The 26,497-nt window shown below is 67.4% G+C and carries 22 protein-coding genes; 7 read left to right on the forward strand and 15 right to left on the reverse strand.

Annotation, left to right across the window (positions count from 1 at the left end; all coding sequences use genetic code 11):
- Positions 1-8 precede the first annotated feature (8 nt).
- Together N7367_RS07465 and N7367_RS07470 are read right to left on the reverse strand one after the other, a co-directional pair.
- A complete protein-coding gene (locus tag N7367_RS07465; protein WP_053516088.1) occupies positions 9-1,025 on the reverse strand; it encodes a class 1 fructose-bisphosphatase in 1,017 nt (338 codons plus the stop codon).
- Positions 1,026-1,234: 209 nt separating this feature from the next.
- Entirely contained in the window at positions 1,235-2,437 is a 1,203-nt protein-coding gene (locus N7367_RS07470; protein ID WP_053516086.1) for an amino acid aminotransferase, read from the reverse strand.
- A gap of 171 nt (positions 2,438-2,608) precedes the next feature.
- On the opposite strand from N7367_RS07470, the gene N7367_RS07475 reads away from it, so the two are divergent.
- The gene (locus N7367_RS07475) at positions 2,609-4,723 is read left to right on the forward strand and encodes a TonB-dependent receptor (protein ID WP_279942074.1); all 2,115 of its coding nucleotides are present in this window, start codon (positions 2,609-2,611) and stop codon (positions 4,721-4,723) included.
- 25 nt (positions 4,724-4,748) lie between these two features.
- Here the strand turns inward: N7367_RS07475 and N7367_RS07480 are convergent, their stop codons facing one another.
- A complete protein-coding gene (locus tag N7367_RS07480; protein WP_065182172.1) occupies positions 4,749-5,093 on the reverse strand; it encodes a hypothetical protein in 345 nt (114 codons plus the stop codon).
- 145 nt (positions 5,094-5,238) lie between these two features.
- Between N7367_RS07480 and N7367_RS07485 the strand changes: the two genes are divergently transcribed.
- The 3 genes from N7367_RS07485 (at position 5,239) to ligD (ending at position 9,119) form a co-directional block, all read left to right on the forward strand.
- Positions 5,239-5,637, forward strand: a complete 399-nt coding sequence (locus tag N7367_RS07485) for a hypothetical protein (protein WP_053516083.1) — start codon at positions 5,239-5,241, stop codon at positions 5,635-5,637.
- Between the two features lie 104 nt (positions 5,638-5,741).
- Positions 5,742-6,662 carry a Ku protein gene (locus N7367_RS07490; protein ID WP_065182127.1) on the forward strand — a complete coding sequence of 307 codons (921 nt, stop codon included), beginning with the start codon at positions 5,742-5,744 and terminating at the stop codon, positions 6,660-6,662.
- A gap of 3 nt (positions 6,663-6,665) precedes the next feature.
- Positions 6,666-9,119 (forward strand): DNA ligase D, encoded by a 2,454-nt coding sequence (gene ligD / locus N7367_RS07495; RefSeq protein WP_279942075.1) that lies wholly within the window; start codon positions 6,666-6,668, stop codon positions 9,117-9,119.
- Between the two features lie 36 nt (positions 9,120-9,155).
- On the opposite strand, the gene N7367_RS07500 is transcribed toward ligD, so the two are convergent.
- The 5 genes from N7367_RS07500 to ttcA all read right to left on the reverse strand — a co-directional run bounded on the left by N7367_RS07500 (position 9,156) and on the right by ttcA (position 15,210).
- Entirely contained in the window at positions 9,156-11,957 is a 2,802-nt protein-coding gene (locus tag N7367_RS07500) for a TonB-dependent receptor (RefSeq protein WP_279942076.1), read from the reverse strand.
- 119 nt (positions 11,958-12,076) lie between these two features.
- Positions 12,077-12,472, reverse strand: a complete 396-nt coding sequence (locus tag N7367_RS07505) for a hypothetical protein (RefSeq protein ID WP_065182124.1) — start codon at positions 12,470-12,472, stop codon at positions 12,077-12,079.
- Between the two features lie 36 nt (positions 12,473-12,508).
- On the reverse strand, positions 12,509-13,288 hold the full coding sequence (locus tag N7367_RS07510) for a SprT family zinc-dependent metalloprotease (RefSeq protein ID WP_053516073.1): 780 nt from the start codon (positions 13,286-13,288) through the stop codon (positions 12,509-12,511).
- A gap of 59 nt (positions 13,289-13,347) precedes the next feature.
- Positions 13,348-14,253 (reverse strand): recombination-associated protein RdgC, encoded by a 906-nt coding sequence (locus N7367_RS07515; RefSeq protein ID WP_065174082.1) that lies wholly within the window; start codon positions 14,251-14,253, stop codon positions 13,348-13,350.
- 36 nt (positions 14,254-14,289) lie between these two features.
- Positions 14,290-15,210, reverse strand: a complete 921-nt coding sequence (ttcA, locus tag N7367_RS07520; RefSeq protein ID WP_193395685.1) for a tRNA 2-thiocytidine(32) synthetase TtcA — start codon at positions 15,208-15,210, stop codon at positions 14,290-14,292.
- Between the two features lie 91 nt (positions 15,211-15,301).
- On the opposite strand from ttcA, the gene N7367_RS07525 reads away from it, so the two are divergent.
- The gene (locus tag N7367_RS07525) at positions 15,302-15,505 is read left to right on the forward strand and encodes a DUF465 domain-containing protein (RefSeq protein WP_279942077.1); all 204 of its coding nucleotides are present in this window, start codon (positions 15,302-15,304) and stop codon (positions 15,503-15,505) included.
- Between the two features lie 122 nt (positions 15,506-15,627).
- On the opposite strand, the gene plsB is transcribed toward N7367_RS07525, so the two are convergent.
- The 5 genes from plsB to N7367_RS07550 form a co-directional block, all read right to left on the reverse strand.
- Entirely contained in the window at positions 15,628-18,264 is a 2,637-nt protein-coding gene (gene plsB / locus N7367_RS07530) for a glycerol-3-phosphate 1-O-acyltransferase PlsB (protein WP_065174083.1), read from the reverse strand.
- Entirely contained in the window at positions 18,264-19,217 is a 954-nt protein-coding gene (locus tag N7367_RS07535) for a hypothetical protein (protein ID WP_345781892.1), read from the reverse strand. Before N7367_RS07535 ends, plsB begins: the two co-directional genes overlap by 1 nt.
- A gap of 313 nt (positions 19,218-19,530) precedes the next feature.
- The gene (locus N7367_RS07540; protein WP_065182122.1) at positions 19,531-20,352 is read right to left on the reverse strand and encodes a serine protease; all 822 of its coding nucleotides are present in this window, start codon (positions 20,350-20,352) and stop codon (positions 19,531-19,533) included.
- A 219-nt stretch (positions 20,353-20,571) separates the two neighbouring features.
- Positions 20,572-21,297 (reverse strand): orotidine-5'-phosphate decarboxylase, encoded by a 726-nt coding sequence (gene pyrF / locus N7367_RS07545; protein ID WP_279942080.1) that lies wholly within the window; start codon positions 21,295-21,297, stop codon positions 20,572-20,574.
- Positions 21,294-22,220, reverse strand: coding sequence for a 5'-nucleotidase, lipoprotein e(P4) family (locus N7367_RS07550; RefSeq protein WP_220083913.1), 927 nt, complete (start codon positions 22,218-22,220; stop codon positions 21,294-21,296). The genes pyrF and N7367_RS07550 overlap by 4 nt, the downstream gene beginning before the upstream one ends.
- A 90-nt stretch (positions 22,221-22,310) precedes the next feature.
- Here N7367_RS07550 and N7367_RS07555 point away from each other — a divergent pair, with 90 nt between their 5' ends.
- A complete protein-coding gene (locus tag N7367_RS07555) occupies positions 22,311-22,961 on the forward strand; it encodes a DUF480 domain-containing protein (protein ID WP_180876192.1) in 651 nt (216 codons plus the stop codon).
- Between the two features lie 48 nt (positions 22,962-23,009).
- Here N7367_RS07555 and N7367_RS07560 read toward each other — a convergent pair whose 3' ends face one another.
- Positions 23,010-23,537, reverse strand: a complete 528-nt coding sequence (locus N7367_RS07560) for a GNAT family N-acetyltransferase (RefSeq protein ID WP_053516055.1) — start codon at positions 23,535-23,537, stop codon at positions 23,010-23,012.
- A gap of 86 nt (positions 23,538-23,623) precedes the next feature.
- On the reverse strand, positions 23,624-25,600 hold the full coding sequence (locus tag N7367_RS07565) for a UvrD-helicase domain-containing protein (RefSeq protein WP_279942082.1): 1,977 nt from the start codon (positions 25,598-25,600) through the stop codon (positions 23,624-23,626).
- 118 nt (positions 25,601-25,718) lie between these two features.
- On the opposite strand from N7367_RS07565, the gene N7367_RS07570 reads away from it, so the two are divergent.
- Positions 25,719-26,477 (forward strand): sel1 repeat family protein, encoded by a 759-nt coding sequence (locus N7367_RS07570; RefSeq protein ID WP_279942083.1) that lies wholly within the window; start codon positions 25,719-25,721, stop codon positions 26,475-26,477.
- Positions 26,478-26,497 lie beyond the last annotated feature (20 nt).

The following is a 26,497-nucleotide window of genomic DNA, read 5'->3' on the forward strand; positions in this document are numbered from 1 at the left end:
TGCGCCGCTCAGGCCTGTGCGGCGTCGTGCTGGTGGTGGTACCGCACCGCCTCGGCCACTTCCTCGCGCGAGCCGAGAAACACCGGCACGCGCTGGTGCAGCTGGTCGGGCTGGATGTCGAGGATGCGCTCGCGGCCGGTCCAGGCGGCACCGCCGGCCTGCTCGACCAGCAGGCCCATCGGGTTGGCTTCGTACATCAGGCGCAGCTTGCCGGCCTTGGACGGATCCTTCCGGTCCCACGGATAGATGAAGATGCCACCGCGCGTCAGGATGCGATGCACATCGGCCACCATGCTGGCGATCCAGCGCATGTTGAAGTTCTTGCCACGCGCACCTTCCTTGCCGGCCAGCAGATCGCCGACATAGGCCTGCATCGGTGCTTCCCAGTGGCGCTGGTTGGACATGTTGATGGCGAATTCCTGGGTGGCCGCCGGAATCTGCATGTTCTCGGTGGTCAGCACGAACTCGCCCTTCTCGCGATCCAGGGTGAAGGCATGCGTTCCGTGGCCCACGGTGAGCACCAGCTGGGTGCTCGGCCCGTAGATGCAGTAGCCGGCCGCGATCTGCTTGCTGCCCGGCTGCAGGAACGCGTCATCGCCCGGCAGTTCGACGTTGGTCGGGCAGCGCAGCACCGAGAAGATGGTGCCGACGGAGACGTTGACGTCGATGTTGGAGCTGCCATCGAGGGGATCGAACAGCAGCAGGAAATCGCCACGCGGGTAGATGTCCGGCACCGGCTGGCTGTGGTCCATTTCCTCCGAGGCGCAGGCGGCGAGGTGGCCACCCCAGGCGTTGGCTTCGAGCAGGATCTCGTTGCTGATGACATCCAGCTTCTTCTGCGCCTCGCCCTGCACGTTGCCGGTACCGGCGTCGCCGAGCACGCCGCCGAGGGCGCCCTTGCTGACGGCGATGGAGATGCTGGTGCAGGCGCGGGCGACGACCGCGATCAGCTGACGCAGGTCGGCATTGATGCGGCCGGCGTGCTGTTCCTGGATCAGGAAGCGGGTCAACGAGGTACGGGACATGGGCGGACAGGTCTCGGCAGCGGGAAAACGCCTATTGTCGCCCGTCTGGCCGCTGCGTGCGTGAGCGCGGGAAGGCGTAATCGTTTCCAGATGCGCTCGTAGCGCCTTCCTTTTGTCGAGGCTCGTGGGAAGGGGAGGCGATGCAGGACACGCTGCAAAAACAAAGGCGCCTTCCGGCGCCTTTGTCTTCAAGCCACTGGAGCGTGGGTTCAGCCCTTGGCCACGGTGGCCACGGCCTTGGCGACATACTCCAGGTTGTTCTGGTTCAGCGCAGCCACGCAGATGCGGCCAGTGCCGACGGCGTAGATGCCGAACTCGTCGCGCAGGCGCTCGACCTGCTCGCGGCTCAGGCCGGAGTAGGAGAACATGCCCGCCTGCTCGTTGATGAAACCGAACTGCGGGGCGCCGGCGGCCGCCAGCTTCTCGACCAGGCCCTGACGCAGCGCGTGGATGCGTTCGCGCATCTCGGTCAGCTCCTGCTCCCACATCGCACGCAGTTCCGGGTTGGTCAGTACACCCGCCACCAGCGCTGCACCGTGGGTGGAGGGGCTGGAGTAGATGGTGCGGATCACGCGCTTGACCTGCGACTGCACGGCCTTGGCGTCGGCGGCGGTCGGCGCCACCATCGACAGTGCACCCACGCGCTCGCCGTACAGCGAGAACGACTTGGAGTACGAGTTGGCGACGATGAAGCTGTCGATACCGGCTTCGGCGATGATGCGCACGGCGGCGCCATCCTGCTCGATGCCCTTGTCGAAGCCCTGGTAGGCCATGTCGATGAAGGGGAACAGCTGGCGGTCCTTGAGCAGCTGCGCGACCTGCGTCCACTGCGTGACCGTGAGGTCGGCACCGGTCGGGTTGTGGCAGCAGGCGTGCAGCAGCACCACGCTGCCCGGCTGCAGCTTCTGCAGGTCGGCCAGCATGCCGTCGAAGTCGACACCGTGGGTCGCGGGATCGAAATAGGTGTAATCCACCACCTCGAAGCCGGCGGCACTGAACACCGCGCGGTGGTTTTCCCAGCTCGGGTTGCTCAGCGCGACGGTGGCGTGCGGCAGCAGCTTCTTGAGCACGTCGGCGCCGACGCGCAGCGCACCGCTGCCACCGACGGTCTGTGCGGTGGTGACGCGGCCTGCGGCCAGCAGCGGCGAATCCTTGCCGAACACCAGCTCACGCGTCGCCTGCGTGTACGCCGGAAGGCCGTCGATCGGCAGGTAGCCGCGCGGTTTGGCTTCGGCGGCGAGCTGCTGCTCGATCTGCTTGACAGCGCGCAGCAGAGGAATGCGGCCACTCTCGTCGTAGTAGATGCCCACACCCAGGTTGACCTTGGTCGGGCGGCTGTCGGCGTTGTATGCCTCGGTCAGGCCCAGGATCGGGTCGCCTGGGACCAGTTCCACGTTTGCAAAGAAGGACACGGCGGTACTCGTTCGGTAGACGGAAAGGGGGAGGAATTGCGCCACGCGGCTTGCGGCATTTCGGCCGAAAACGGCCCATCGTAACAAAGCCTGTCGGGGCTGGCCGCCACCATCGTCATCCGCAGCCCCGTACCATGGCGTGCGTTGCCGACCGATCCATCAACCTGAATCATGAATCCTGCCCCACGCCGCAATCGCCTGCCCCTGTCCGCCCTGCTGCTGTCGCCGCTGGTCGCGATGGCGGAGCCGTCCACGACCGCCCTGCCCCCGGTGCAGGTGCAGGCAGCCCGTGTGCAGGGGATCGATCCGTTCGCCCTGCCCGCCAGCCAGGACACGGTCTGGATCGATGCTGACCGCGCCGGCACCGGGGCGCAGCTGTCCGAAGCATTGGGCGGGGTGCCGGGCCTGCTGGCCCGCGACCGGCAGAACTTCGCGCAGGACACCCAGCTGTCGATCCGGGGCTTTGGCGCCCGCTCGACGTTCGGCGTACGCGGGGTACGCGTGCTGATCGACGGTGTGCCGGCAACCATGCCCGATGGGCAGGGCCAGCTGTCGCACGCCAGCCTGCTGGGTGCCGAACGCGTGGAGGTGCTGCGTGGACCCTTCTCGGCGCTGTACGGCAATTCCTCCGGTGGCGTGCTGCAGGTGTGGAGCGCGCAGGGCCGGGCGGGCGACCCGTGGCGGCTGCGGCTCAGCGCGGGCGCGGACACGACCCTGAGCGTGGGTGCGCAGCTGCGCGGCGCGGGTCAGGTGCTGGACTACAACATCGCGGCCAACCACTTCCGTACCGATGGCTGGCGCGACCACAGCCGTGCCCGGCGCGAATCGCTCAACGCCCGCGTCGGCGCCGAACTGGCAGGCGGGCGGCTGGAGCTGCTGCTCAACGCGCTGGATGCGCCCGATGCGCAGGATCCGCTGGGTCTGACCCGCGCGCAGGTCGCGGCCGACCCGCGCCAGGCCACCGCCGTCGCTCATCAGTACAACACCCGCAAATCAGTGCGCCAGCAGCAGGCCGGCCTGCGCTGGAGCCGCGAGGCCGGCGCGCAGCGGTGGCAGCTGATGGGCTATGCCGGCCAGCGCTCGGTCACCCAGTATCTGGCGATCCCGCCGACGGCCCAGGCCAACCCGTTGCATGCCGGCGGTGTGATCGACCTGGACAGTGGTTATGGCGGCCTGGACGCGCGCTGGAGCTGGCAGGGCGAGGTGGCCGGCCGACCGCTGGACCTGGTCGCCGGGCTCAGTGCGGACCGCCAGCGCCAGCAGCGCACCGGCTACGAGAACTTCGTCGGCAGCACACTGGGCGTGCGCGGGCGCCTGCGACGCGACCAGATCGACATCGTGCAGAACGTAGACCAGTTCGCCCAGGCCTGGTGGCAGTGGAGTCCGCGCTGGTCGCTGCTGGCCGGCGTGCGGCACAGTGCCGTGCGCTTCGAATCGGACGACCGCTACATCACCGACCGCAACCCGGACGACAGCGGCCACCGCCGCTACCGGGCCACCACACCCGTGGCCGGCATCAGCTTTGAAGCCCACCCGCAGTGGCGCCTGCATGCCGCCGTGGGCCGTGGCTTCGAGACACCGACCTTCAACGAACTGGGCTATCGCGCCGACGGCCAGGCCGGGCTGGCGCTGGATCTGGCGGCGGCGCGCAGCCGCACGCTGGAGATCGGCAGCAAATGGCATGCACAGGATGGAATGCAGCTGGATGCAAGCCTGTTCCGCGCAGATACCGACGACGAGCTGGCCGTTGCCAGCAATATCGGTGGCCGCAGCACCTACCGCAACATCGGCCGTACGCGGCGCCAGGGCATCGAACTGCAGTACCGGCAGCCGCTGGCCGAGCAGCTGGAACTGCAGCTGGCCTGGACCTGGCTGCAGGCACAGGTGCGGTCGCCCTATCTGACCTGTGCCGGCAGCGGCTGCCGTGTGCCCGATACCCGCGTGGATGCCGGCAGCCGCCTGCCGGGTGTTCCACGCCAGCAGGCCTTCGCCCGCCTGCAGTGGACGCCTGCGGACTGGCAGTGGGCGGTGGAGGCCACCGCGAGTAGCGATACCGTGGTGAACGACCTCGCCGACGAACGCGCGCCGGGTTACGCCCTGCTGCATCTGGAAGGGGGCCGCCAGTGGCGGCTGCCCGGAGGCGAGCTGCGTGCCTTCGCCCGGCTGGAGAACGTGCTTGACCAGGCCTACATCGGCTCGGTCATCGTCAACGATGGCAATGGCCGCTACTACGAGCCCGGCCCGGGCCGCCGTGCCAGTGTCGGCCTGCAGTGGTCATGGCGCTGACCTGACCGGCGGCGCCTGCGGGCCGTCAGTCGGGCGCCTTGGCCGGCACGAACGGTGAGGTCGGGTCGCTGGCCGGGAACGTTTCCTCCAGCGCCTCGTCCTGGTTGTCGCTGGCGTGCTGCTTGCGTTCGCGTCGCTTGAGCGGGCTCTCCTGCCCTCCCCGATGGCGGTCGCCGCCGTCCTTGCGGTCCAGCGCGGCCTGTTCAGCCTCGCGCTTCACGGGCAGATGCTCGCCGGACTGTGCGGCGTCGAAGAAGGGCGCGCCCGTGCCACGGAAGTCGGCATCATCGTTGTCGTGCTTGCCGCGCTGCTCGCCGGGAATTGGCGCACGGTTCTCGCGGAGCGGGTCTCGGGAGGTCTCTCGGCTCATGATCAGGTACCTGCGCATGGGGAGGACCACTACACCTCCACCGAGGTAAAGGCACCGCGAACCCTGCGTCATGAACATCTCTGTCACGGCTGGATAACGCTGCCGCCGGTATTCCTGCCCACCCGACCCGCTGCAGGAGCCGGTCATGCCCCGCCTGGAACGCCCCGCCCCGTCCGTGTTCAACGCCCTGCTCGATCCGCTCGGCCAGCGCACCGCGCAGCGCCGGACGCGTCGCCACGAAGATCCGCAGGCCGTGGCCCAGGATTACCTCCAGTACATGCTCAGCGATTACGAGGAACGTCGTGGTCACGGTCATCGCAACTGGCGTGACCTGTGCCCGGTGTATGCCTTCGCACTGACCACACATGCGGCGGACTGGCCGCGTGGGGATGCGGCCGATACCTGCGAGGAGCTGGCCGAGCATTGGGAACAGATGCGAGGACAGTCGCGGCTGGGCTGGTCGCAGGCGCGGCCGGTGGTGGAAGACGCATGGCGCGCGCTGGATCATATTCCGGCAGCGGCGGTAAGACCCCTGCTGCAGTGACCTGGCCGGGATGCTGCGCGCCGACCCGGCGTGCACGGCATCGACACGGGTGGTTTACACCCGGCACCGGAAGCTGACGGTCCTGCTCAAGCACAGGTGCGCGCATGGCCCGCCCGATCTGGACCGGAACACTCTCCTTCGGCCTGCTCAACGTGCCGGTGTCGCTGATGTCCGGCGAACGCAAGGTCGATCTACAGTTCCGCATGCTCGATTCGCGCGACCGCAAACCGATCCGCTTCGAACGGGTCAACGCCGATACCGGTGAGGAAGTTCCGTGGAAGGACATCGTCAAAGCCTACGAGTACGACAAGGGCAGTTATGTCGTGCTGGAGGAAGGCGACATCCGATCGGCGGCGCCCGAAAGCCATGAGACCGTGGAGGTGGAGACCTTCGTGGACGCGGCGCAGATCGATCCGCGCTACTACGAAAAGCCCTATCTGCTGGTGCCGGGCAAGAAGGCCGAGAAGGGCTATGTACTGCTGCGCGAGACGCTGCGCAGCACCGGCAAGGTCGGCATTGCACGGGTGGTCGTGCGTACCCGCGAGTATCTTTGCGCGGTGATGCCGCACGAGCACGCCCTGGTGCTGATGATCCTCCGCTATCCGCAGGAGCTTGTCGATCCGGAGGACCTCAAGCTGCCCACCGGCACCCTGTCCGAGTACCGCATCACCGGCAAGGAAACGGCGATGGCCGAGCAGCTGATCGAGTCGATGGCTGGCGACTGGGATCCGTCGCAGTATCACGACGAGTTCCGCGAGCGCCTGCAGCAGGTGCTCAACAAGCGGATCAAGGCCAAGGGAGGCACCACCCGGGTGGACGAAGAACCTGCACCGCGCGAGGACGCCACCACCAACGTGGTCGATTTCATGGCCCTGTTGCAGAAGAGCCTGGATGCGAACAAGCGAACCCCCGCGAGCAAGACGGCCGCGCGCAAGGCGCCGGCGAAGAAGGCGGCCGGCAAGACAGGCAGGAAGACCGCGAAGAAGGCAGCGAAGAAGGCAGCGCCACGGCGCAAGGCGGGGTGATCCATGTCGCTGCATCAGTACCGGCGCAAGCGTCGGCTCGGCGGCGGCAACGGGCAGACGCCGGAACCGGACGACCAGCCGGCGCCGGGTGATCCGAAGCGGCGGCCGATCTTCGTCATCCAGCTGCATCACGCCAGTTCGCGCCATTTCGATTTCCGCCTCGAAATGGACGGCGTGCTCAAGAGCTGGGCGGTACCCAAAGGGCCGTCGCTGCGCGTTGGCGAGAAGCGGCTGGCGGTGGAAGTGGAAGATCATCCCCTGTCCTATGCCGGCTTCCAGGGCGATATTCCCGAGGGCCACTACGGTGCTGGTCACGTGGAGGTCTTCGACCACGGCACCTGGGCATGCGCGGGTGATCCACTGCAGGCGCTGGCAGCGGGCAAGATCGATTTCGTCCTGCATGGCCAGCGGCTGGCCGGGGAATGGAAACTGGTGCGGACCGCGATGAAGGGACGCCAGGTGCAGTGGCTGTTGATCAAGCGCGAGGACAGCGAGGCCCGCGACGCAGAGGCCGACGACCTGCTGCACGCGCCATTGCGTGAACACCCCGGGAGCGCGAAGAAGATGACGGGCAGGAAGACACGCAAGGCGGAGTCGCGCTGGCGCGCGCGCGCGCTGAAACTGCAGGGCGCCCGCGACCGCCCGTATCCGCGTGCATTCAAACCACAACTGACCGACCACCGCGATGCCGCGCCCGATGGCGATCGCTGGCTGCACGAGATCAAGTGGGATGGCTATCGCCTGCTGGCCGATCTGCACGGCGGTGAAGTGAAGCTCCGCTCGCGCAACGGGCTGGACTGGACCGGGGACTTCCCTGAAGTCGTGCAGGCCGTGCAGGCGCTGCCGGTTGATGACGCGCGCCTGGACGGTGAACTGGTAGTGCTCGACGAGAAGGGGCGCAGCGATTTCGCCGCCCTGCAGCGGGTCATCGATGGCAGCTCGAAGGTGCCGCTACGCTACCTTCTCTTCGACCTGCCCGGCGTGGCGGGAGTGGACATCAGCGCGGCACCGCTGCTTGAGCGCAAGACGCTGCTCAAGGCGTTGATCGGCGACACGCCCGGAACGCTGGCGTTCAGCGATCACGTCCTCGGCCATGGGCCGCAGGTCTTCGCCGCCAGTGGTAAGGCCGGGTATGAGGGCATCGTCAGCAAGCAGGTGGACGCGCCCTACGTCAACGTGCGTGCGCGCAGCTGGGTGAAGGTCAAGCATGAGGACACCGATGAGTTCCTGATCGTCGGCCATACCGCGCCGAAGGGCTCGCGCGTGGGGTTCGGATCGTTGCTGCTGGCAACTCCCGACAAGGACGGCCTGCGCTACGTGGGTCGCGTCGGCACCGGCTTCGACGATGACAGCCTGCGCGCGCTGGCGCGGACGCTGAAGCCGTTGGCGGTGGAGGACGCTGCGGTGGCGCTGCCCGCGCACGTCCCGTTCCGCGCCGCCAGCGTGCACTGGGTGAAGCCAGTGAGGGTGGCCGAAGTGGCCTTCCGTGGCTGGGGCAAGGAGGGGCTGCTGCGACAGGCCAGCTTCAAGCGGCTGCGCAGCGACAAGAGCGGCGAGGATCTGGCGATGCCTGCAAAGACCACGAGCAGCGACGACGCGGTTGCCATCAGTCACCCTGAGCGTGTGGTCTTCGCGAAGAAGAAGATCCGCAAGGGCGACGTGGCCGACTACTACCGGCAGATGGCGCGCTGGATCCTGCCCGGGATCGTGGGCAGGCCCCTTTCGCTGCTGCGCTGCCCTGATGGCGCGGGCAAGGCCTGCTTCTTCCAGAAGCACCACAGCCCGGGCCTGGGCGACGCCGTGCATGCGGTCCCCCTGCAGCAGAAGAGCGGTCGCGAGGACTACGTCTACATCGACGATGTACGCGGCCTGCTGCAGCTGGTGCAGATGAACACGCTCGAGCTGCATCCCTGGGGCGCCACGGTTGCCGATCCCGAACATCCAGACCGGCTGGTATTCGATCTGGACCCCGGTGAGGGCGTCGGCTGGAACGAGGTCAAGGCCGGCGCGCGCGACGTGCGCGACCGGTTGCAGGAGATCGGCCTGCGCAGTTTCGTGCGGCTGTCCGGCGGCAAGGGCGTGCACGTGGTGGTCCCCCTGCAGCCCTCCGCCGACTGGGAACAGGCGAAGGCATTCTGCGAGGCCTTCGCGCAGGCGATGGCACAGCAGGCGCCCGAACGCTATGTGGCAACGATGAGCAAGGCCAAGCGCGGCGGTGTGATCTTCATCGATTGGTTGCGCAATACGCGTGGCGCGACCAGCGTCTGCTCCTGGTCGCTGCGCGCCCGCGAAAGTGCGGGCGTGGCGGTGCCGCTGCGCTGGGAAGAGCTTGCGCGGATCAAGGCGGCCGACGCCTTCCCGCTCGACAAGGCGCTGGCACGGGCCAAGCGCCTGAAGGCCGATCCGTGGCAGGGCATCGATGCGGTGAAGCAGACCCTGCCGTCGCTCGATCTGTAGGGCCGGGGCATTGGCCACGGCCCTGCAGCGGCGGGCTCAGAAATCCGCGCGGATGCCGAAGGTGATGCGACGGCCGGAGAACTCGTACTGGGTCGGGAAGGCCTTGTCGATGGTGTAGCCGGTGGTCTTCTCGTCGAGCAGATTGATCGCCTCCAGGTTCAGCTTCCAGGTGTCGGTGAGGCGGAACCCGATAGAGGCATCGAGCTGGCCATAGGCATCGCGGTAAACCGGATACATATTCAGATGGATGTACTCGACGTACTTGTCCTTGTAGTTGTACGAGGCGCGCGCGCTGAAGCGATCGTTCTCGTAGTACAGGGTGAAGTTGTACGCCTTCTCGGCCAGGCCTTCCGGCGGCGTCGGGATATCCAGGTCGGATGCACCGGTCAGCGAATTGTCGAGCTGGGTGTAGTTGGCATTGATGCCCCAGCCTTCCAGCGCCGGGTGCAGCATCGACAGCGGCAGCTGCGCGACCAGTTCCACGCCGGTCACCTTGTACGAGCCATCGGCGTTGACCGGCTGGTAGACCTCGAAGTCGTAGTAGCCGTCCAGCGAACCGTTGGCGTTGAGTTTCTCCACGTTCGGCACGATGCCGGTCAACGACTGCCGCACTACGCCGTCGATCTTCTTGGAGAAGTACGACGCGGCCAGCAGGCCACCGTTCTGCAGGTACTTTTCCAGGCCCACTTCCCACTGCCTGGCGGTGGTCGGCTTCAGTGCCGGGTTGCCGTCCATGAAGCGGAAGCTGCTCCAGCTGACGGTGCGGCGGTAGGCAATGTCGGTCAGCGACGGACGCATCAGCGTTTCCGAGGCAGCACCGCGCAGCACCAGGCCGTCGGCGATCTCGGCGGTCATGTTGAAGCTGGGCAGGATCCTGCTGTAGTCGCCGCTGCTGGAGATCGGTGTGGCGGTGAAGCCGTTGCTGCCATCCGGGTTCTGCACCGGATGGAAGCCTGACGAATCGACGTCGGTGTCGATCGAACGCACGCCGAGGTTGGCGTACACCGGTACCTGTCCGATATCGAAGTAGAGATCGGCCATGGCATACAGGGCCAGGGTCTTCTCCTTCACCTCGTAGTACTGGCCCGGATCGATCGGGGTTTCATAGCCCGGGTAGCGGAACGTAGCGCGCGCATAGGCGTTGGAAACCTGCTGCCAGTCCAGGTCGCTCGGGCGATACGCACCACCCGGTGCCAGCTGGCTGATCCACACCGGGTTGCTGTCGGCCAGCGTGCGCGTATTGACCCACGCGGCGCTGCCGGCGGCCGGGCCCTGGATCTTGCCGCTGCCGAACGCGCGTTCCTTGGTCTTGTCGGTGTAGCGCGCGCCGAACTGCACGCCGCTCAGTGCCGGGAAGAAGGCCAGGTTCATCTGCCGCCTCAGGTCGAGCTGCGCGGCGTACTTGTCATCCTTCACCTTCTCCAGCTCGGTTTCGTACGCTTCGAACAGGTACTTGTCCGCGGCGTTGTACATGTCGAAACCGCCGGCTGTGCTCGGCACGGTCTCGCCGCCGCTGCGGGTCCAGCGCGTGCGCGACGGCGCGTAGGCCACGTGCTTGAGGTTGGCGTAGTCCGAGTCCTTGCGCGCGCCGGAGTAGCCGACCAGCGCGTCGATGTCCCAGTTGCCCACCTTCCAGTCCAGCGTGCTGCTGAACTGACGGTAGTCGGTATTGGCGTTGCGTTCCTTGCTCAGGATTTCGTGCTGGGTGGCGGTGTAGGACACGTCCTTCAGCACGGTGATGCCGTAGGCCGACAGCGTGTCACGGTCGTAGTCGTGGATGGTGTCCAGCGTGCTGCGGCTGGAGGCCGAGTACGCTGCGGCATCGTACTCGTCCTCGTGTGTGTCGTAGCCGCCGAGCATGGCGTCGAAGCTGAGCGAGAACGTGTCGCTGGGCTTGAACTGCAGCGAGGCGGTGGCGCCCCACTGGTCCTGCTCGTTGAGGTAGACGCGGTCGCCGACCTTGTCCTGGAAGACAATCCGGCTGGTTTCATCCTTGTCCATCCGGTTGCTGACGACGATGCCGGCATCGCGCGCCAGCACCGCGGCGGCCTGCGAACCGCGCGTACCCGACGCCTCCAGGAAGCGGCCCATGGGACGGAAGTTGATGCCTGAGTTGGAGTCGGTGCGGTTGGTGCGCTTGGCCTTGGAGAACGACACCAGGCCGCCCCAGTTGCCCCAGGTGTCACTGGCGAGGAAGGAGATCTTCGGATCGATCTTGCCGTTGATCGAGTTGTGCGAAGCTTCGGCCGACGCACTGAACTTCGGCTCGGGGAAGTCGAATGGCTTGGCCGTTTCGATGTAGACCGAGCCGGCGATGCCGCCTTCCTCATCGGCGGCGGTCGGCGACTTCTGCACGGTCACCGTCTGCACCACGTCCGAGGCGAAGATGTCGAACTGCACGTCGCGTCCGCCACTGCCGGACGCCGTCGCCAGGTTGTTGATCGAGACCAGGGTGAACTCGCTGGGCAGGCCGCGCACGCTGACCCTGCTGCCCAGGCCCTTGTTGCGTTCGATGGTGACGCCCGGCATGCGCTGCAGCGCTTCGGCGAGATTCTGCTCGGGAAAATCGGCCACGTCGGTGGCGACGATCGAGTCGGAGAAGCCGATGTTGGCGCGCTTCAGGTCGACGGCGCGCTCCAGGCTCCGTGCATAGCTGCCGGTCACGGTGACCGTGTCCAGCTGCTGCAGCTGTTGGCGGGTATCGCCTTCGATCGCCTCCTCGGCCATCGCTTCGACGTGCAGCACGGCCAGGCCGCCGATCAGCACCGCATGCACGGCGCGGGACAACAGCTTCGCTTGGGAGGCCGCGGCGGCGGCCTCCCGGGTCTGGTAACGCATCGGATGATTCCCCGGTTCCCTGTGGTGTCTTACGCCGCGCCTGTTCCCGGGTTCCGTGGGTACAGGCCCCTGCGCCGCGTTGCCGACGTTCGGCGGGCACCGAGCCTAGGGGGAGATTGTTAAGCCCGTGTTGCGCTGCGTGAGGGCCGGCGTCCGAACCCCCATCCCAGCAGCAGCTGCACCGGCAGTGATACCAGCAGGCCGATGACGAACCAGCGTGGGAAATCCGCGCCGAGCGTCCACAGGCCGTAGCCTGCGCCCAGCACCAGCAGCGACCAGATCGAGGTGCCGTGCGCGCGCGGCCAGCAGGGCGCGTAGTAGGTGGCGAAGGCGATCGCGGCGATGCCGCCGAGCACGGTGAACGCCAGGTCCCAGCCCAGCTGCGCTTCGCTGCCGGGATGCAGGCCGAGCAGTGCAGGCAGCCAGCCACCGGCACTGGTGACCAGGGCAAGCGCGAGCAGCGCGCCAGCCAGGGCGACGATGGAAAGAAAGACAGTCTTGAGCATGCCGGGCATGGCCGCATTGTACGGCCGGACCGGCAGGGTGATGGCTTACAGCAGCTGCCTCAGCATCGCCTTCAGGCGTCGCCCTTCCTGCTGGAAGTAGTCGCGCTGCTCACGCCAGGCCGGGAACCGTTGCTCGACCTCCTGCCAGAACGCCGGCGAGTGGTTGGGCTGGATGAGGTGGCAGAGCTCATGCACCAGCACATACTCGAATGCCTGCGGACGCCCCAGGACCAGCGCAAGATCCAGGGCCATGCTGCCATCGGGAGCCAGCGAACCCCACTGCGAGGACATCACCTTCAAGCGCAGGCGGCTGGGTGCCCGTGGCAGGCCGGGCAGGTAGCGCGGCAGCCAGCGGCCCACGTCGGCGCGGGTCTGCGCCTCGAAGAACTCGCGCAGCAGACGGCGCAGGGTCGCGTCACCGGCACGGGTCGGCCACTGCAGGCAGGCGCCGTGCTCGTCGATGTCCAGGCGTGCGTAGCGGCCTTCCTGCCAGCGCAGCGGCAGCAGCTCCCCGCGCAGGGGCAGCACTCCGTCCACGCCGGGCTGCAGCGGTGCGGGCAGGCCCTGGCCCTGGTACTGGCGCAGCTGCAGTGCCAACCAGTCGCGATGCTGCTCCAGGAAACGTTCGCCCATCACCAGGCTGGCGCGCGGCGGCAGGGTCAGGCGCGCGCCGCGTTCGTCGACGCTGAGCTTGATGCGGCGCGCGCGCGGATCGCGTACGCGCAGCACGTCGATCTCGGCATCCTCCAGGCGCAGGCGAACGGTATCGCGCTGCACGGTGGCGGGCGGTGTGGGCGAGATCAGGCGGCGCAGCAGGCGGCTCATGCAGCCAGCATAGCGCTGCTTCGGGCCGCTGGATGACCGGCGGCCCACGCGGTGCCTGTTCAGTCAGCCTTGCTGAGCTTGAACGCCTCTTCCAGCAGCAGGAACAGGCGGCGGATCTCGGCGCTCTGCAGGGCGAACCGTGCGTCGAACTCGGCGCGACGGCCCTCCTCGTCGGCATGCTCGAGCTGGTCCAGGGCGCCGTCGAGGAACTTCAGCTTGCGCACGATCAGGTCGTCGCCGATGACGAAGGACAGGTTGTCTTCGAAGATCAGCGCCAGCTTGGTCACCTGCTTGCCGGCGTCCAGGTGCTTGTCGATCTCGTCGCAGCGCAGCTCCTGGTGCTGGCACTTGACCACCGCACCGCCCTCCACCGGATCCTTCATCTCGCACTCCTCGCCCAGGCTGAGCCCGGTCGGCAGCGGTTCGCCGGCGATCCAGCCGGTCAGGATCGAACGCGGCGCGACTTCGGCGTTCAGCGGCATTGCCGGGAAGCTGCCGAGCAGGCCACGGATGTCGGACATGAAGTACTCGCCGGTCTTGCGGCTGGACGTATCCACCGCGACGTAGCCGTGCTGCAGGTCGATGAAGGCGTCGTTGCGCGAGGACTTCACAAAGGCGCGCGGCAGCAGTTCATGCAGCAGGTCGTCCTTCATGCGCTTGCGTTCGCGGCCGCCGGGGCGCCGGCCTTCCTTCTCCTCGATCTCCTCCAGCTTGCGCTCGAGCAGGTCGTTGACCACGGCTGCCGGCAGGATCTTGTCCTCGCCGCCGACCGTCAGCCACAGGTGCTCGGCGATGCGGTGCGAGAGCAGTTCCTTCTCCTCGCGGCCGAACGGTGAAATGAAGCCGCGCGAATTCATCTCCAGCGCGCCGACCGGCTTGAGCACGGCGTGCGGCAGCAGCGTATCGATTTCAGAAAAATCAGTGGCGGTCGGGAAACGGAAGAACGTCAGGTTGCGAAAGAACATGGATTTCCGGATGGCAAAGAGAAAGGGCGACCGACCTTATGCGGTGGGCGTCTCGGGATCTGCGTCGGCGTCGACCGGGGTACCGGCCAGCCAGGCATGGGCATCGGGCAGCGGCGCGTCATCGCGACGGCCCAGCGCCATGAAGTCGAACAGGGACGTGTCGGCCAGCTGCGAGGGCCGGACCTGGCCCATGGCGCGCGCGATCTGCTCGATGCGGCCGGGGTGGTCCCTGTCCCATTGCTTGAGCATCAGGCCGACCTGGCGGCGCTGCAGGTTTTCCTGGCTGCCGCACAGGTTGCAGGGGATGATCGGGAACCGGCGTGCCTGCGCGTACGCGACGATGTCGCTTTCGCGCACGTAGGCCAGCGGCCGGATCACCACGTGCCGGCCGTCATCGCTGCGCAGCTTCGGCGGCATGCCCGACAGCTTGGCGTGGTGGAACAGGTTCATGAAGAACGTGGCCACCATGTCGTCGCGGTGGTGGCCGAGCGCGATCTTGGTGAAGCCGTGGGTCTCGGCATGGTGATACAGCGCGCCGCGGCGCAGGCGCGAGCACAGCGAACACATCGTCTTGCCTTCCGGAATCACCCGGCTGACCACCGAATAGGTGTCCTGCTCGATGATGTGGTACGGCACCCCGAGCCCGGCCAGGTACTCCGGCAGCACATGCTCGGGGAAGCCCGGCTGCTTCTGGTCCAGGTTCACCGCCACCAGTTCGAACGGCACCGGTGCCTTCTTCTGCAGCTGCACCAGCATGTCCAGCAGGGTATAGCTGTCCTTGCCGCCGGACAGGCAGACCATGATCCTGTCGCCGGCCTCGATCATGCCGAAGTCGGCGATCGCCTCGCCCACCTGGCGGCGCAGGCGCTTGGCCAGCTTGTGCTGCTCGCGCTCGGCCGCGCGCGGATCGCGGGGCGTGCGCGGCAGGGGGTCGGGAAGGGAGATCACGGCACTCATGCCTGCCATTCTACCGGCTTGGAGCGGCCCCGGCCGGGGAACGGTCCGGCCCTCTCCCGGTGGTCATCATCGCTGTGTATGCTCGGAGGCTGTGGACACCTACAGCCCCGCCGAGATCGCCGAACGCCTCGCCACCCTGCGCGCCGAGCACCGCCTGCTGGATGAACAGATCACCCGCATGGCGGCCAATGGCGAGGACGAGCTCGAGTCCAAACGCCTGAAGCGGCGCAAGCTGCAGCTGAAGGACTGCATCACCCGGCTGGAAAGCCTGCAGATTCCCGACGAGCCGGCGTGAGCCGGGTTCAGGTGGGTGCCAATCTTGGTTGGCCTCTGCCCTGGTAGGTGCCAACCTTGGTTGGCACGACTGGAAGGTGTGTGGACCAAGGTCCACACCTACCGTAGGACCCGGCGCGACCTTCAATCCTGCGGCGCAGGCTCGTCCGGGCGTGCGGCTTCCGGGCTGACCCGCTCGATGGTGTGGCGCAGTTCGCGACCGAGGATGAACTTGGCGTCCTTGGCCCAGGCATCCAGGCGCTGGTCGAACAGCAGCTTGCTGTTCTCGTCGGGCCATACCAGGCGCAGTTCGCGCAGCTTCTGGATGAAGCTGCGGAACAGGGCCTTGTCGAAGAACTCCGGTGCCGCCGGCGCGTAGAGCAGGCTCAGGCGCTGTGCGGCCTGCTGGCACAGGCTTTCCAGTTCGGCGGCGCCGAGCGTGCCCGGCCCGTTCTTCACCAGCACCGAAATGGCGATGTAGTAGCGCTCGAAGGCCTGCTGCAGCGAGTGGCCGATCGCACGCAGGCGGAACACTTCGTCGGTCTGCCCGGTGTTGCGGGCAAGAATGCCGCCATCGTCCTCGTTGACGTTCTGCAGCAGTCCCTCACGCACGAACACGTCGATGGTCTGGTCGATGCGCTGGGCGAACTCGTCCTCGGTCCACGGCAGGAACAGCTCGGCCTGCAGGAACGGGTAGACGGTGCGGCCCAGCTGGACCAGGCCGGTGCGGCTCATGCGGCGGTTGTTCTGGAAACAGCACGCCACCCACGAGGAGGCGGTGAACAGGTGCAGCACGTTGTTGCGGAAGTAGCTCAGCAGCACCGCGGTGTCGCCGCTCACACTGAGCACGTCGCCCAGCGGGTGCTTGATGCGGGTGAGGACGTTGATCTCCTCGGCGTGGGCGATGATCCGCTCCGGCGAATGCGGAGTCACCGTCACCCGGTCCGAATACGGCATCTCGACCAGCAGGGTCTTGCACAGTTCGATCTGCGCGATCAGGTCCGCCTCGCCCATTGCATGCTTGGGCGTGGACAGCAGGGCCAATGCCAGCAGATTGATCGGGTTGACGTCCGCCGCACCATTGATGCGTTCCTGGATGCGCTCGGCCAGTGTATCGACAGTGGTCGACAGCCATGCCGGCTTCTCGTCTTCCGGCACCGCCTCACCCTTCCACTCCGGCGCCTTCTCGGCCAGCACGTCGTTCAGCGCGATCGGCTCGCCGAAGTTGACCACCACCTGCCCGTAGTTCTGCTTGAGCACCTTGGGGATGCCCCACAGCAGCTGCCAGATCGATTCCTTTTCCTTCGGTCGGCCGGAGAGTTCGTCCAGGTAGCTGCCACCTTCCATCAGCTTCTCGTAGCCGATGTAGACAGGCTGGAACAGCACCGGCTTGCGCGGCTGGCGCAGGAAGGCACGCAGGGTCATCGAGATCATGCCGCCCTTGGGCTGCAGCAGGCGGCCGGTACGCGAACGGCCGCCCTCGACGAAGTACTCGATGGAATAGCCACCGGCCACCAGCTGCGCGACGTACTCACTGAGCACCGCCGAGTACAGCGCGTTGCCGCGGATCGAGCGGCGGATGAAGAACGCGCCGCCCTTGCGCAGCAGCGTGCCGACCACCGGCAGGTTGAGGTTGATGCCAGCCACGATGTGTGGCGGCACGATGCCGCGGTCGTACAGCAGGTAGGACAGCAGCAGATAGTCCATGTGGCTGCGGTGGCTGGGCACGTACACCACTTCATGGCCCGGCGCGGCCGCCTTGAACTTGTCCAGATGGTGAACCAGCACACCGGCATAGATCCGGTTCCAGACATGGCTGAGCATGAAGCTGGCCGAGCGCACCACCGGGCTGGAATAGTCCGCAGCGATTTCCCAGGCGTAGGCATGCGCCTTCTTCCAGGCATCGGCCGGCTTGGAATTGTCGCGCTTGGCCTGCGCGGCGATCGCTTCGCGTACCGGCTCGGCGGCCAGCACCTGGTCCACCAGCAGGCGGCGGGTGGAAAGGTCCGGGCCGATCACCGATTCGCGGATACGGCGGAAATGAGTGCGCAGCACGCGTTGCAGCTTGCGCACCGTACGCTCGGGCTCCAGGCCCTCGTTGACGGTAGAGCGCAGCGAAATCGGCGGAGCGAAGCGGACGATGGTGCTGCGGCCGTTGAGCAGGACCGCCAGCAGGCGGCGGAAACGGCCGACCAGCGCCCAGTTCTCCGAGAACAGTACGGCAAACCACCCGCTCTGCTTGTCCGGCGCGCGGCCGACGAAGATCGACACGGGCACCAGGTGCACGTCCAGATCCTCATGCACGCGATGCGCCTGCAGGACCTTGGCCAGCGAATCGGAATGGGTCTTGGCGCCACGCTGTTCCGGAATCAGCGAGTTGCTGGAACTGCGCCGCGACAGTGCCAGGTAGGCGCGTTTGCGACCGGTCGGGTCGCCGGCCAGCGGCACCAGCGGTGACGGCAGGCCCGCTTGGCGGCACGCCTTGTCCAGGATCAGCGCGTTGGACAGCCCGTAGTCTTCCAGCACGTACATCACCGGACGGCCATCGTTGTACTGGCCCGGATCCTCAGGTTCGATCTTCAGCGACAGCCACGGCTCGACCAGGCGGCCGAGCAGCCGTGCCCACAGCGGGCGGCGGCCAGGAGGACGGGCGTGCACGGGCGGCGGCACCGGATTCGGGCCGGTACTGGTCGAGGGGGACGCCAGCGCCGTTTCGGCGGGCGTCGACTGGGATTCTTCGCCGGGGAACGGCAGCGGGTTCTGTTTCGACATCGGCGCCATTATGGCTTAGGCGGCGGCATTGCCGCTTCTTCGCCTGCATCGGCGGGTTCGGCCGGGGCGGGCGCGGCTGCCGCACGGGCCGCGTCGGCCTGGCGCAGTATCGCGTCGGTATCGGCCAGAGTGCGGGTCAGGTACCAGTGACCTTCGCGCCGGCTCAGCGGCAGCTGCAGGGTCAGCTCGCGCCCGGCCAGGTCGTACTGCAGGCGGACCAGCGCGTTGTCGCCCTCCAGTGACAGCACTTCGCCGCGGATGCTGCGCAGGGCTTCGTCCACCCCCAGCCCGTAGCTGGCCAGCACGGCCTTGAGCGTGTGGATGAACGGCGCCAGCTGCTGCAGGCTGCCTTCCATCCCCGCGGCCTGCAGGCCGGCATCATCCTCGAAGCCGACCTGGGTGGCGGCGCCGACGAGCGCGGCGATGCTGCTGCGCGCCCGTGCACGATCGCTGATCGGTGCGCCCTGCGCCCAGCCGGACAGGGCCTCCACCAGGGCGATGTAGTGGGCCTGCTGGCTGGGCGTGTATCCCTTCTGATGGCGCAGGTACTGCACCCCGAAGTTGCCCATCGACTGCGCGGCCTGGCGCACCGCGCCGGACTGCCCGGCCAGCTGGCGGTCGAAACTGCGCTGCAGTTCGGCGCTGGCGCCGGGCCTGCGCAGGGCGGCCAGCATCGGCAGCAGCTGGTCACCCAGCGGCAGTTCGGTCAGCGGCCATTGGCTGTGTCCGTCCGCCCAGGCCTGCTGCAGCCGCTGGTACTGGCTGGGGGGCACCGACAGCTTTGCGTAGCCGAGCAGATCGTCCTCGGCCAGCCGCTGCGCCATCGCCTGCACGGCGGCCACCGGTTCGGCTGCCGGTCGGGCCGGATCACGGCCTGGCTCGCGGCACGCGGCCACGGCCAGCAGCACCATGGCCGCCAGCCCCCACCCTCGTGCAGACTTCGTTCGCACTACCGTGCTCATGCCTTCGGACTCCCCGGACCGGTCCGCATCTTGCGGCCTGCAAGGTGACAGCGGCAAGCCGGGACGTCACGGTTTCCAGCCAAGGGGGGCAGATCCCCTCTGCTGCGGCAGAAGGGATCTGACCCCAGCGCCGCCACCGGGATAAAAAAGAGCCCGGATCACGGGGATCGCAGGCTCCTCAAGCCGGCTCGAGGCCGGAGGACAGTGTTGTGGCGCAGGTCCGGTCCGAAGACCGGATGGCGCGATCCTACGCCGCCGCACAACTTAAGGCAACACATGATGTAATGTTATTCAACTTATTGATTTTATTGAATCAATCGCGTTGCCACACGGATTCGATGAAATCCACGGCATGTTTTTCGGCGATTCGGGCATAAACCCCTGGGTAGCCAGCCAGGGCACAGCCTTCGCCCCAGCTGACGATGCCGAACTGGGTCCAGCCCTCCCGCAGGCGCAACAGCAGGGGCCCGCCCGAATCGCCCTGGCAGCTGTCGATGCCCTCGCGACCGGCACAGATCACCTTGCCGCGGGCCAGCTCGCCGGCGTATGCCTGCTGGCATTGCGTGAAGGGCACGAAGGGCGTCCGCACCGCCTGCAGCTCGGTCGGGTAGATCACGTCGTCATCGATGCCGGTGTCACCCCAGCCGATCACGGTGAAATCACGACCCGGCTTGAGATAGCTGGCGTCCGGACGCAGGCGCAGGGCAACCGGCTGCACGTCGGCCAGCGGCGCGCTGAGGTGGATCAGGGCCACGTCGTGCTCCAGGGTGTTGCCGCTGTTGAAGGCCGGGTGCACGTGGATCGCCCTGATGTTGGACGCTCGAGGCGATGGCGCGGTGGCCAGCGTGGTGCTGCCGGCCAGCACCGCCAGCCGCGCGGGCGAGTTGCCCTGTACGCAGTGCGCGGCGGTCAGGATCCAGGACGGCGAGATCACCGTGCCGCCGCAGACGTGGCGGTCGAAGTCACTGTCCCCCAGCTCCAGGCCCTGCAGGCTGACCATGAACGGATACTCGCCGGGCACGGCCGGGGCGCCGCCGATGATGTGGGGCGACCCGGTCGCTGGCGCTGCTGCGGTGGCAGGAAAGATGGCAGCGGCCAGCAGGCCACCGAACAGCAAAGAGGTGCTGCGATACATATCCTTGTACTCCCTCTATCGATGATTGGAACCGGCGAAGCCGCGGTCCACGCCGGTGCATCGATTGGAAGGGCGACCACCCCCGCGCACTGCGAGCGGGCTCACAGTTCATCGGTGTGGGGACGGTCGCGTCATTACGGGAGCTACAATTGCGAACGCCATCCCGCATGCAGCGCGATGGCGTTCATGATGTCACCGTGATCGCTGTTGGTGCGGGACTCAGCGTGCAGCCAAAGCCGACGCGATTTCCTGCTGGATCGACCGCGCCGCTGCCTGCGGATCGGCCGCCAGGCGGATCGGTCGACCGACCACGATGGCGTCGGCGCCATCGGCAAACGCCTGGGCGACGCCGACGGTACGCTTCTGGTCGTCGCCGACCGGACCCCCGGGGCGGATGCCCGGGCAGACGATCGAGAAGCCGGCACCGCTCGCGGCACGGATCGGCGCGGCTTCCTGGCCTGATGCGATCACTCCGTCGATACCGGCGGCCTGCGCGGCCAGCGCGCGCTCGACCACCACGTCCACCGGCTCGCGGTCGATCCCCATCTGCGCCAGGTCCGGACGCCCCATCGAGGTCAGCACGGTGACCGCCAGCAGGCGCATGTCGCCGGTGCTGGCCGCGGCGCAGGCTTCCATCATTGCCGGATGCCAGCCGTGGATGGTGGCGTAACTGACCGGCCACTGCGACAGCCGCCGGATCACCGCCGCCGCGGTAGCGGGGATGTCGAAGAACTTCAGATCGACGAACACGCGCTTGTCGCGGCGCGCCAGCTCATCCAGTACCTGGAAGTAGTCACCGGACGCCAGCAGTTCCATGCCGATCTTGTAGAAGGCCACGCTGTCGCCGAGGCGGTCGACCCACTCCAGTGCCTGTACGCGGTCAGGGACATCCAGCGCGAAGATCAGGCGCTCATCGTCGCGCAGCGGCAGCGGTGCGCGGCTCACGGCGCGTAGTCCAGGGCAGCGCGCTTGGCCTCATGGCGTGCCTGGCGCGACTGGCTGTAGTCATTGTTGAACTGCGCCGGCTCGAAGCCGCCGTAGGTCGGGTTCGGCAGCATCCACCAGCGCTCGCCGAACCAGTCGTGGTACTGCTGCAGCAGTGCGTCACGGCCTTCATTGGTGTTGGCGGTCACTTCCACGAAGTCGCCCAGCTGGTCGCCGAACTGCATCAGCACGCGGTACTTCTGCCCGGCCAGGCGCCGGCGGCAGTTCTTCTCGCTGCCGGCCTGCTCGCAGCCTTCGACCACGGTGCCCAGGCCCAGGAACACGCTGTCATCGGCGACCGGCAGGCCCTGCTCGCGCAGGTTGGCCAGGGTCGCTTCCTTCAGGTGCACGGCGCGGTTGGAGATGTACAGAAGGGTCACGCCGCGGGCATTGGCCGCCTTGGCGAAATCGACTACGCCGGGGATCGCCTTGGCCTTCTTCTCCGCGACCCACTGGTCCCAGCTCAGCTCGTCGTATTCCTTGCCATCGCGCACCAGGCGCGCCTGGTAGGGCGAGTTGTCCAGCACGGTTTCGTCCACGTCCAGCACCACCGCGGGCTTCAGACCCTTGGCCTCGTTGCCGCGCTCTTCCGGCACCAGCGCGTCCCAGTGGGCTTCCTTCAGCGCGCCGTCCAGGCGGTCGGCGGCGGCACGGTAGGTCTGCTCGGTGATCGCGCGGTACTCCTGCGCGCGCTGCATCCACAGCACCGCGTTGAGGTTGTCGTTGGCGGTCGCGTCGCCGGCCGCCCCGGTCTTGGCAGCCGGGGCCACCGGAGCGGCCGCGTCGGTGGCCGGGGTCTCGACGCGCTTGCAGGCGGACAGACCCAGCAGCGCCGTGGCGAGCAGGGTGAGGGACAGGGAAACAGGACGACGCATGGCATTCACCGGCAACAGATATCGGCTCATTTTACCGGCAAAGGCGCCATCGGGACGGCTATGCTTGGCGGTTGACCCGATGCCTTCCCGGAGGCCGCCATGACCGATGCCATCCAGACCCCCGACCGTCCCCTGCTCGATCCCGTGCAGGCCCGCCTGCTGGGCTGCCTGGTAGAGAAGGAGGCGACCACGCCGGACACCTACCCGCTGACGGTCAACGCCGCCCAGTCGGCCGCCAACCAGAAGACCGCGCGCGAGCCGGTGATGAACGTCGACGCCGGCAGTGTCCAGCACGCGCTGCGCCAGCTGGAGTCGATGGGCCTGGCGCGCCAGCACTTCTCCTCGCGTGCAGACCGCTACGAGCATCGCCTGCAGGCCGCGCTGGACCTGACCCGGCAGCAGACCGTGCTGCTGGCGATGCTGCTGCTGCGTGGGCCGCAGACGCTGGGTGAACTGATCACGCGCAGCGAACGCCTGTACCGCTTCGCCGATGTGGACGAAGCCCGCCACGCCATCGAGCGCCTGCAGCAGCGCGCGCTGCTCATCGTGCTGCCGCGCGCCAGCGGCCAGCGCGAGGACCGCTATATGCACCTGCTGTGCGGCGAGGTGGACGCGGCGGCACTGGCGGCACGGTACGCAGGCGGTGCCGGTGGCAGCGAGCCGGCCGACCCGGGCCTGGCTGAACGGGTGGCCCAGCTGGAGGCGGCAGTGGCCGAACTGCAGGCGCAGCTGGCGGACCTGCGCGGCTGAGGCGGCCCGCCGGGCCTGGCCCAACGCTGTCGATGCGGTACAGGCGGACTAGCCGACCGGCGCCGCTCCCGGCGTGGCATACAGACGGCTGGGCGTGGCGATGCCCGGCAGCTGGATGACCCCCTGTTCGCACATGCCCAGGCCCAGCAGGATTTTCCCGGACACGACGTTGTCCAGGTCGGTGATGCCATAGAGGTCCTGCAGGCCAAGGGCGCCGCGCGCGTGGGTGAAGACCGCCCGCGCTGCTTCCCCTGCGTAGCCGTGCCCCGTGTACTCCGACAACAGTGCATAGCCGATGTCCGGTCCCGGCAGGCCGTCGCGCCGGACCAGCCCGGCATTGCCCAGCCAGGCGCCATCGGACAGACGCTCGATGGCATACATGCCGAACCCGTTCAACGCATAGCTGTGCAGCACGCGCAGGGCGATGTACTCGCGGGCCTGCGCTTCGCTGTGCACGTTGCGGTCACCAATGAAGCGCACGAAACCAGGATCGTTGAGCAGCGCCAGCATCGGCGCCGCATCACGATCAGGCTCGATGCGGCGGAGCCGCAGGCGTTCGCTTTCGATGGGATGCATGCGCAGACCTGTGGGTGGAGAGGCCCGATTGTAGGGCGATGTGCTGGGGTCAGAGCCCTTCCCTGCGGGAAGGGATCCGACCCCGGTCAGTCGAACAGGGCCTCGATCGCCGCCAGTCCCGCCGTTGCCCGCTCCTTCTTGCGCGCGGCATCGGCCACCGGATCGGCGCCATCGCGCTGGATCTCCTCGGCCGGAATCTCCTCGAAGAACCGGCTCGGCTTCAACCGCACATGCTCGCCGAACTTGCGGGTGAGCTTGCTGTAGCTCATCCACAGCTGGATCTTGGCGCGGGTGATACCCACGTACAGCAGCCGCCGCTCCTCCTGCAGGTTGCCTTCGTCGAGGCTGACCTGGTGCGGCAGCACGCCGTCCTCGCAGCCGACGATGAAGACATACGGGAACTCCAGGCCCTTGGAGGCATGCAGGGTCATCATCCGCACCTGGTTGCCGCCCTCATCCTTGTCGCTGCGCGACAACAGTGCCAGCTGGCCAGCCAGATCGGCGGCGGTGGCACCGCGCGGACCGCCTTCAAACCACTGCGCAAGTTCCTCGATGTTGTTGGCGCGGCGCTGGTAGCTGGCCTCTTCCTTGGCCTGCTGGCGCAGCTCGCTGAGCAGGCCCGATTCCTTGGCGACCTTGCGGATCATGTCACCGGAGCTGACCTGCCGCATCTGTGCGCGCAGGTCGCGCAGGATGTCGGTGAAACGCGCCAGGCTGTTGGCAGCGCGCGGCGGCAGCTGTGACAGCGCGCCGATCGCCTCGGCCGCCTGGGCCATCGGCATGTCTTTTTCCGATGCCAGTTCGGCCAGCTTGGCCAGCGTTCCGGCACCCACGTCACGCTTGGGCGCCTGCACGGCACGCATGAATGCGGTGTCGTCGTCCGGGTTCACCAGCAGCCGCAGCCAGGCCAGCGTGTCCTTCACTTCCTGGCGCTCCAGGAACATGGTGCCGCCGGTCAGGTGATAGGGAATACGCAGCAGCTGCATCGCCTTCTCCAGCGGCCGCGACTGGAAGTTGCCGCGGAACAGGATGCAGAAGTCACTCCACGGCACGTTGCGCGACTGCGCCACGAAGGCGATCTCGGCGGCCACCTTCTCTGCCTCGTGCTCGCTGTTGCGGCATTCCCATACGCGGATGCGCTCACCGTCGGCCTGATCGCTCCACAGCTTCTTCAGGTGCTCGTGCGGGTTGTTGGCGATCAACGCATTGGCCGCGCGCAGCACGCGGTTGGAGCAGCGGTAGTTCTGCTCCAGCTTGATGATCTCCAGCGTGGGGTAGTCGCGCCCCATCTGCTGCAGGTTCTCGGGGTTGGCGCCACGCCAGGCGTAGATGGACTGGTCATCGTCACCTACGCAGGTGAAGTTGCCCTTGTCCCCGGCCAGCTGCTTGAGCAGGCGGTACTGCGCGTCGTTGGTGTCCTGGCATTCGTCCACCAGCAGGTAGCCGATGCGTTCGCGCCAGGCCAGGGCGATCTCCGGGTTCTCCTCCAGGATCTGCACCGGCAGGCGGATCAGGTCGTCGAAGTCGACTGCGTTGAAAGCGGTCAGGCGCAGCTGGTAGCGCTCGTAGACGCTGGCTGCTTCCTTCTCGCGGTTGCTGCGCGCGGCAGCCATCGCCTGCTCGGGCGAGAGACCGGCATTCTTCGCCCGCGACACAAGGTTCTTCATGTCCTCGATATCGTCGGGCTTGGCGCCATGCATCAGGTCCTTGATCTGCGCGGCGGCGTCGTCGGCATCGAAGATCGAGAAGCCGCGCTTCAGGCCCACCGCCGCATGCTCGATCTGCAGGAACTTCAGGCCCAGGGCGTGGAAGGTGCAGATGGTCACCTCGTCGGCGTCCTGTTCGCGCAGACGCTTGGCCACACGTTCGCGCATCTCCTTGGCCGACTTGTTGGTGAAGGTGATCGCGGCGATGCGGCGGGCCGGGTAGCGGCCGCAGCCGATCAGGTGGGCGATCTTCTCCACGATCACGCGCGTCTTGCCGCTGCCGGCACCGGCGAGCACCAGCAACGGGCCTTCGATGTGCAGGACGGCGGCGGCTTGGGGAGGATTGAGACCGTGCATGATGGGCGGATTGTACCGGGCGGCCGGGCACCACCACAGCGTCGCCACCGCCCGGCCCGGCTTGCGATGGGCGCCTTCCGGTGCTATCAGTGGGCAGACGCATCAATGGAGTGATGTCATGAACACGCACACGCGCCTGTTCTGCCTGGTCATACTCTCGATGGCTGCGCCAGACCTGGCGGAGGCCGCCGCGCCGGCGCTGGAGTGCAGGTTGCAGCCGGCCAAGCCCATTCCCCGCGATGTACTCACCAACGGCTTCTTTGAGGCTCATCCTGACCTGCGATGGCGCGGTCATGCCCTGGGGCTGTATCGGGAGGGCAAGTACGCGCAGGCGCTGCGCAGCTTCCGCACTGCCGCGCTGTATGCCGACAAGTTCTCGCAGTCGATGGTGGCGCGGATGTACTGGCAGGGCGTCGGGACCGCCGTCGACCGGCCGTTGGCCTATGCCTGGATGGATCTGGCCGCCGAGCGGATGTACCACGATTTCCTGCGCCAGCGCGAACTCTACTGGGAGCAGCTGGACGAGGCCGAACGCGCACAGGCCGTGCACCGGGGCCAGGCCGTGTATGCACGCTTCGGCGATGCCCAGGCCAAGCCGCGCATGGAGAGGAAGCTGCGCCAGGGCCTTGGCCAGATCACCGGCTCGCGTACGGGCCATATCTCGCCCGGGCTGATGGTGGCGTCGCGTTCGGGGCCCGACGCTATGCCCGGCCTGGTTACCCCTCAGGTGCCGGCGCAGCTGGTCTACGACAAGGCCTGGTGGGATCCCCAGCGGTACTGGTGCAACCAGGATGCGTTCTGGGCCCGCCCACTGGATGCCTCCGTCGAAGTGGGCGAACTGGAGCAGCTGCCGAACGTGCCACCGGCAGCGAAGTAGCCTGCGGCCGGCTGCGCAGC

Origin of the sequence: Stenotrophomonas sp. GD04145 (assembly GCF_029835135.1) — a bacterium.
Taxonomy (GTDB): Bacteria; Pseudomonadota; Gammaproteobacteria; order Xanthomonadales; family Xanthomonadaceae; genus Stenotrophomonas; species Stenotrophomonas maltophilia_P.

What these genes read in the sequence shown, in the direction of transcription:
- N7367_RS07540 (WP_065182122.1), bottom strand. Translation starts at nt 20,352, where the DNA reads ATGTATCGCAGCACCTCTTTGCTGTTCGGTGGCCTGCTGGCCGCTGCC.
- N7367_RS07555 (WP_180876192.1), top strand. Translation starts at nt 22,311, where the DNA reads ATGACCGATGCCATCCAGACCCCCGACCGTCCCCTGCTCGATCCCGTG.
- ligD (WP_279942075.1), top strand. Translation starts at nt 6,666, where the DNA reads ATGTCGCTGCATCAGTACCGGCGCAAGCGTCGGCTCGGCGGCGGCAAC.
- N7367_RS07515 (WP_065174082.1), bottom strand. Translation starts at nt 14,253, where the DNA reads ATGTTCTTTCGCAACCTGACGTTCTTCCGTTTCCCGACCGCCACTGAT.
- N7367_RS07565 (WP_279942082.1), bottom strand. Translation starts at nt 25,600, where the DNA reads ATGCACGGTCTCAATCCTCCCCAAGCCGCCGCCGTCCTGCACATCGAA.
- N7367_RS07465 (WP_053516088.1), bottom strand. Translation starts at nt 1,025, where the DNA reads ATGTCCCGTACCTCGTTGACCCGCTTCCTGATCCAGGAACAGCACGCC.
- N7367_RS07500 (WP_279942076.1), bottom strand. Translation starts at nt 11,957, where the DNA reads ATGCGTTACCAGACCCGGGAGGCCGCCGCCGCGGCCTCCCAAGCGAAG.
- plsB (WP_065174083.1), bottom strand. Translation starts at nt 18,264, where the DNA reads ATGGCGCCGATGTCGAAACAGAACCCGCTGCCGTTCCCCGGCGAAGAA.
- N7367_RS07505 (WP_065182124.1), bottom strand. Translation starts at nt 12,472, where the DNA reads ATGCCCGGCATGCTCAAGACTGTCTTTCTTTCCATCGTCGCCCTGGCT.
- ttcA (WP_193395685.1), bottom strand. Translation starts at nt 15,210, where the DNA reads ATGAGTGCCGTGATCTCCCTTCCCGACCCCCTGCCGCGCACGCCCCGC.
- N7367_RS07510 (WP_053516073.1), bottom strand. Translation starts at nt 13,288, where the DNA reads ATGAGCCGCCTGCTGCGCCGCCTGATCTCGCCCACACCGCCCGCCACC.
- N7367_RS07480 (WP_065182172.1), bottom strand. Translation starts at nt 5,093, where the DNA reads ATGAGCCGAGAGACCTCCCGAGACCCGCTCCGCGAGAACCGTGCGCCA.
- N7367_RS07485 (WP_053516083.1), top strand. Translation starts at nt 5,239, where the DNA reads ATGCCCCGCCTGGAACGCCCCGCCCCGTCCGTGTTCAACGCCCTGCTC.
- N7367_RS07535 (WP_345781892.1), bottom strand. Translation starts at nt 19,217, where the DNA reads ATGAGCACGGTAGTGCGAACGAAGTCTGCACGAGGGTGGGGGCTGGCG.
- N7367_RS07560 (WP_053516055.1), bottom strand. Translation starts at nt 23,537, where the DNA reads ATGCATCCCATCGAAAGCGAACGCCTGCGGCTCCGCCGCATCGAGCCT.
- N7367_RS07490 (WP_065182127.1), top strand. Translation starts at nt 5,742, where the DNA reads ATGGCCCGCCCGATCTGGACCGGAACACTCTCCTTCGGCCTGCTCAAC.
- N7367_RS07475 (WP_279942074.1), top strand. Translation starts at nt 2,609, where the DNA reads ATGAATCCTGCCCCACGCCGCAATCGCCTGCCCCTGTCCGCCCTGCTG.
- N7367_RS07570 (WP_279942083.1), top strand. Translation starts at nt 25,719, where the DNA reads ATGAACACGCACACGCGCCTGTTCTGCCTGGTCATACTCTCGATGGCT.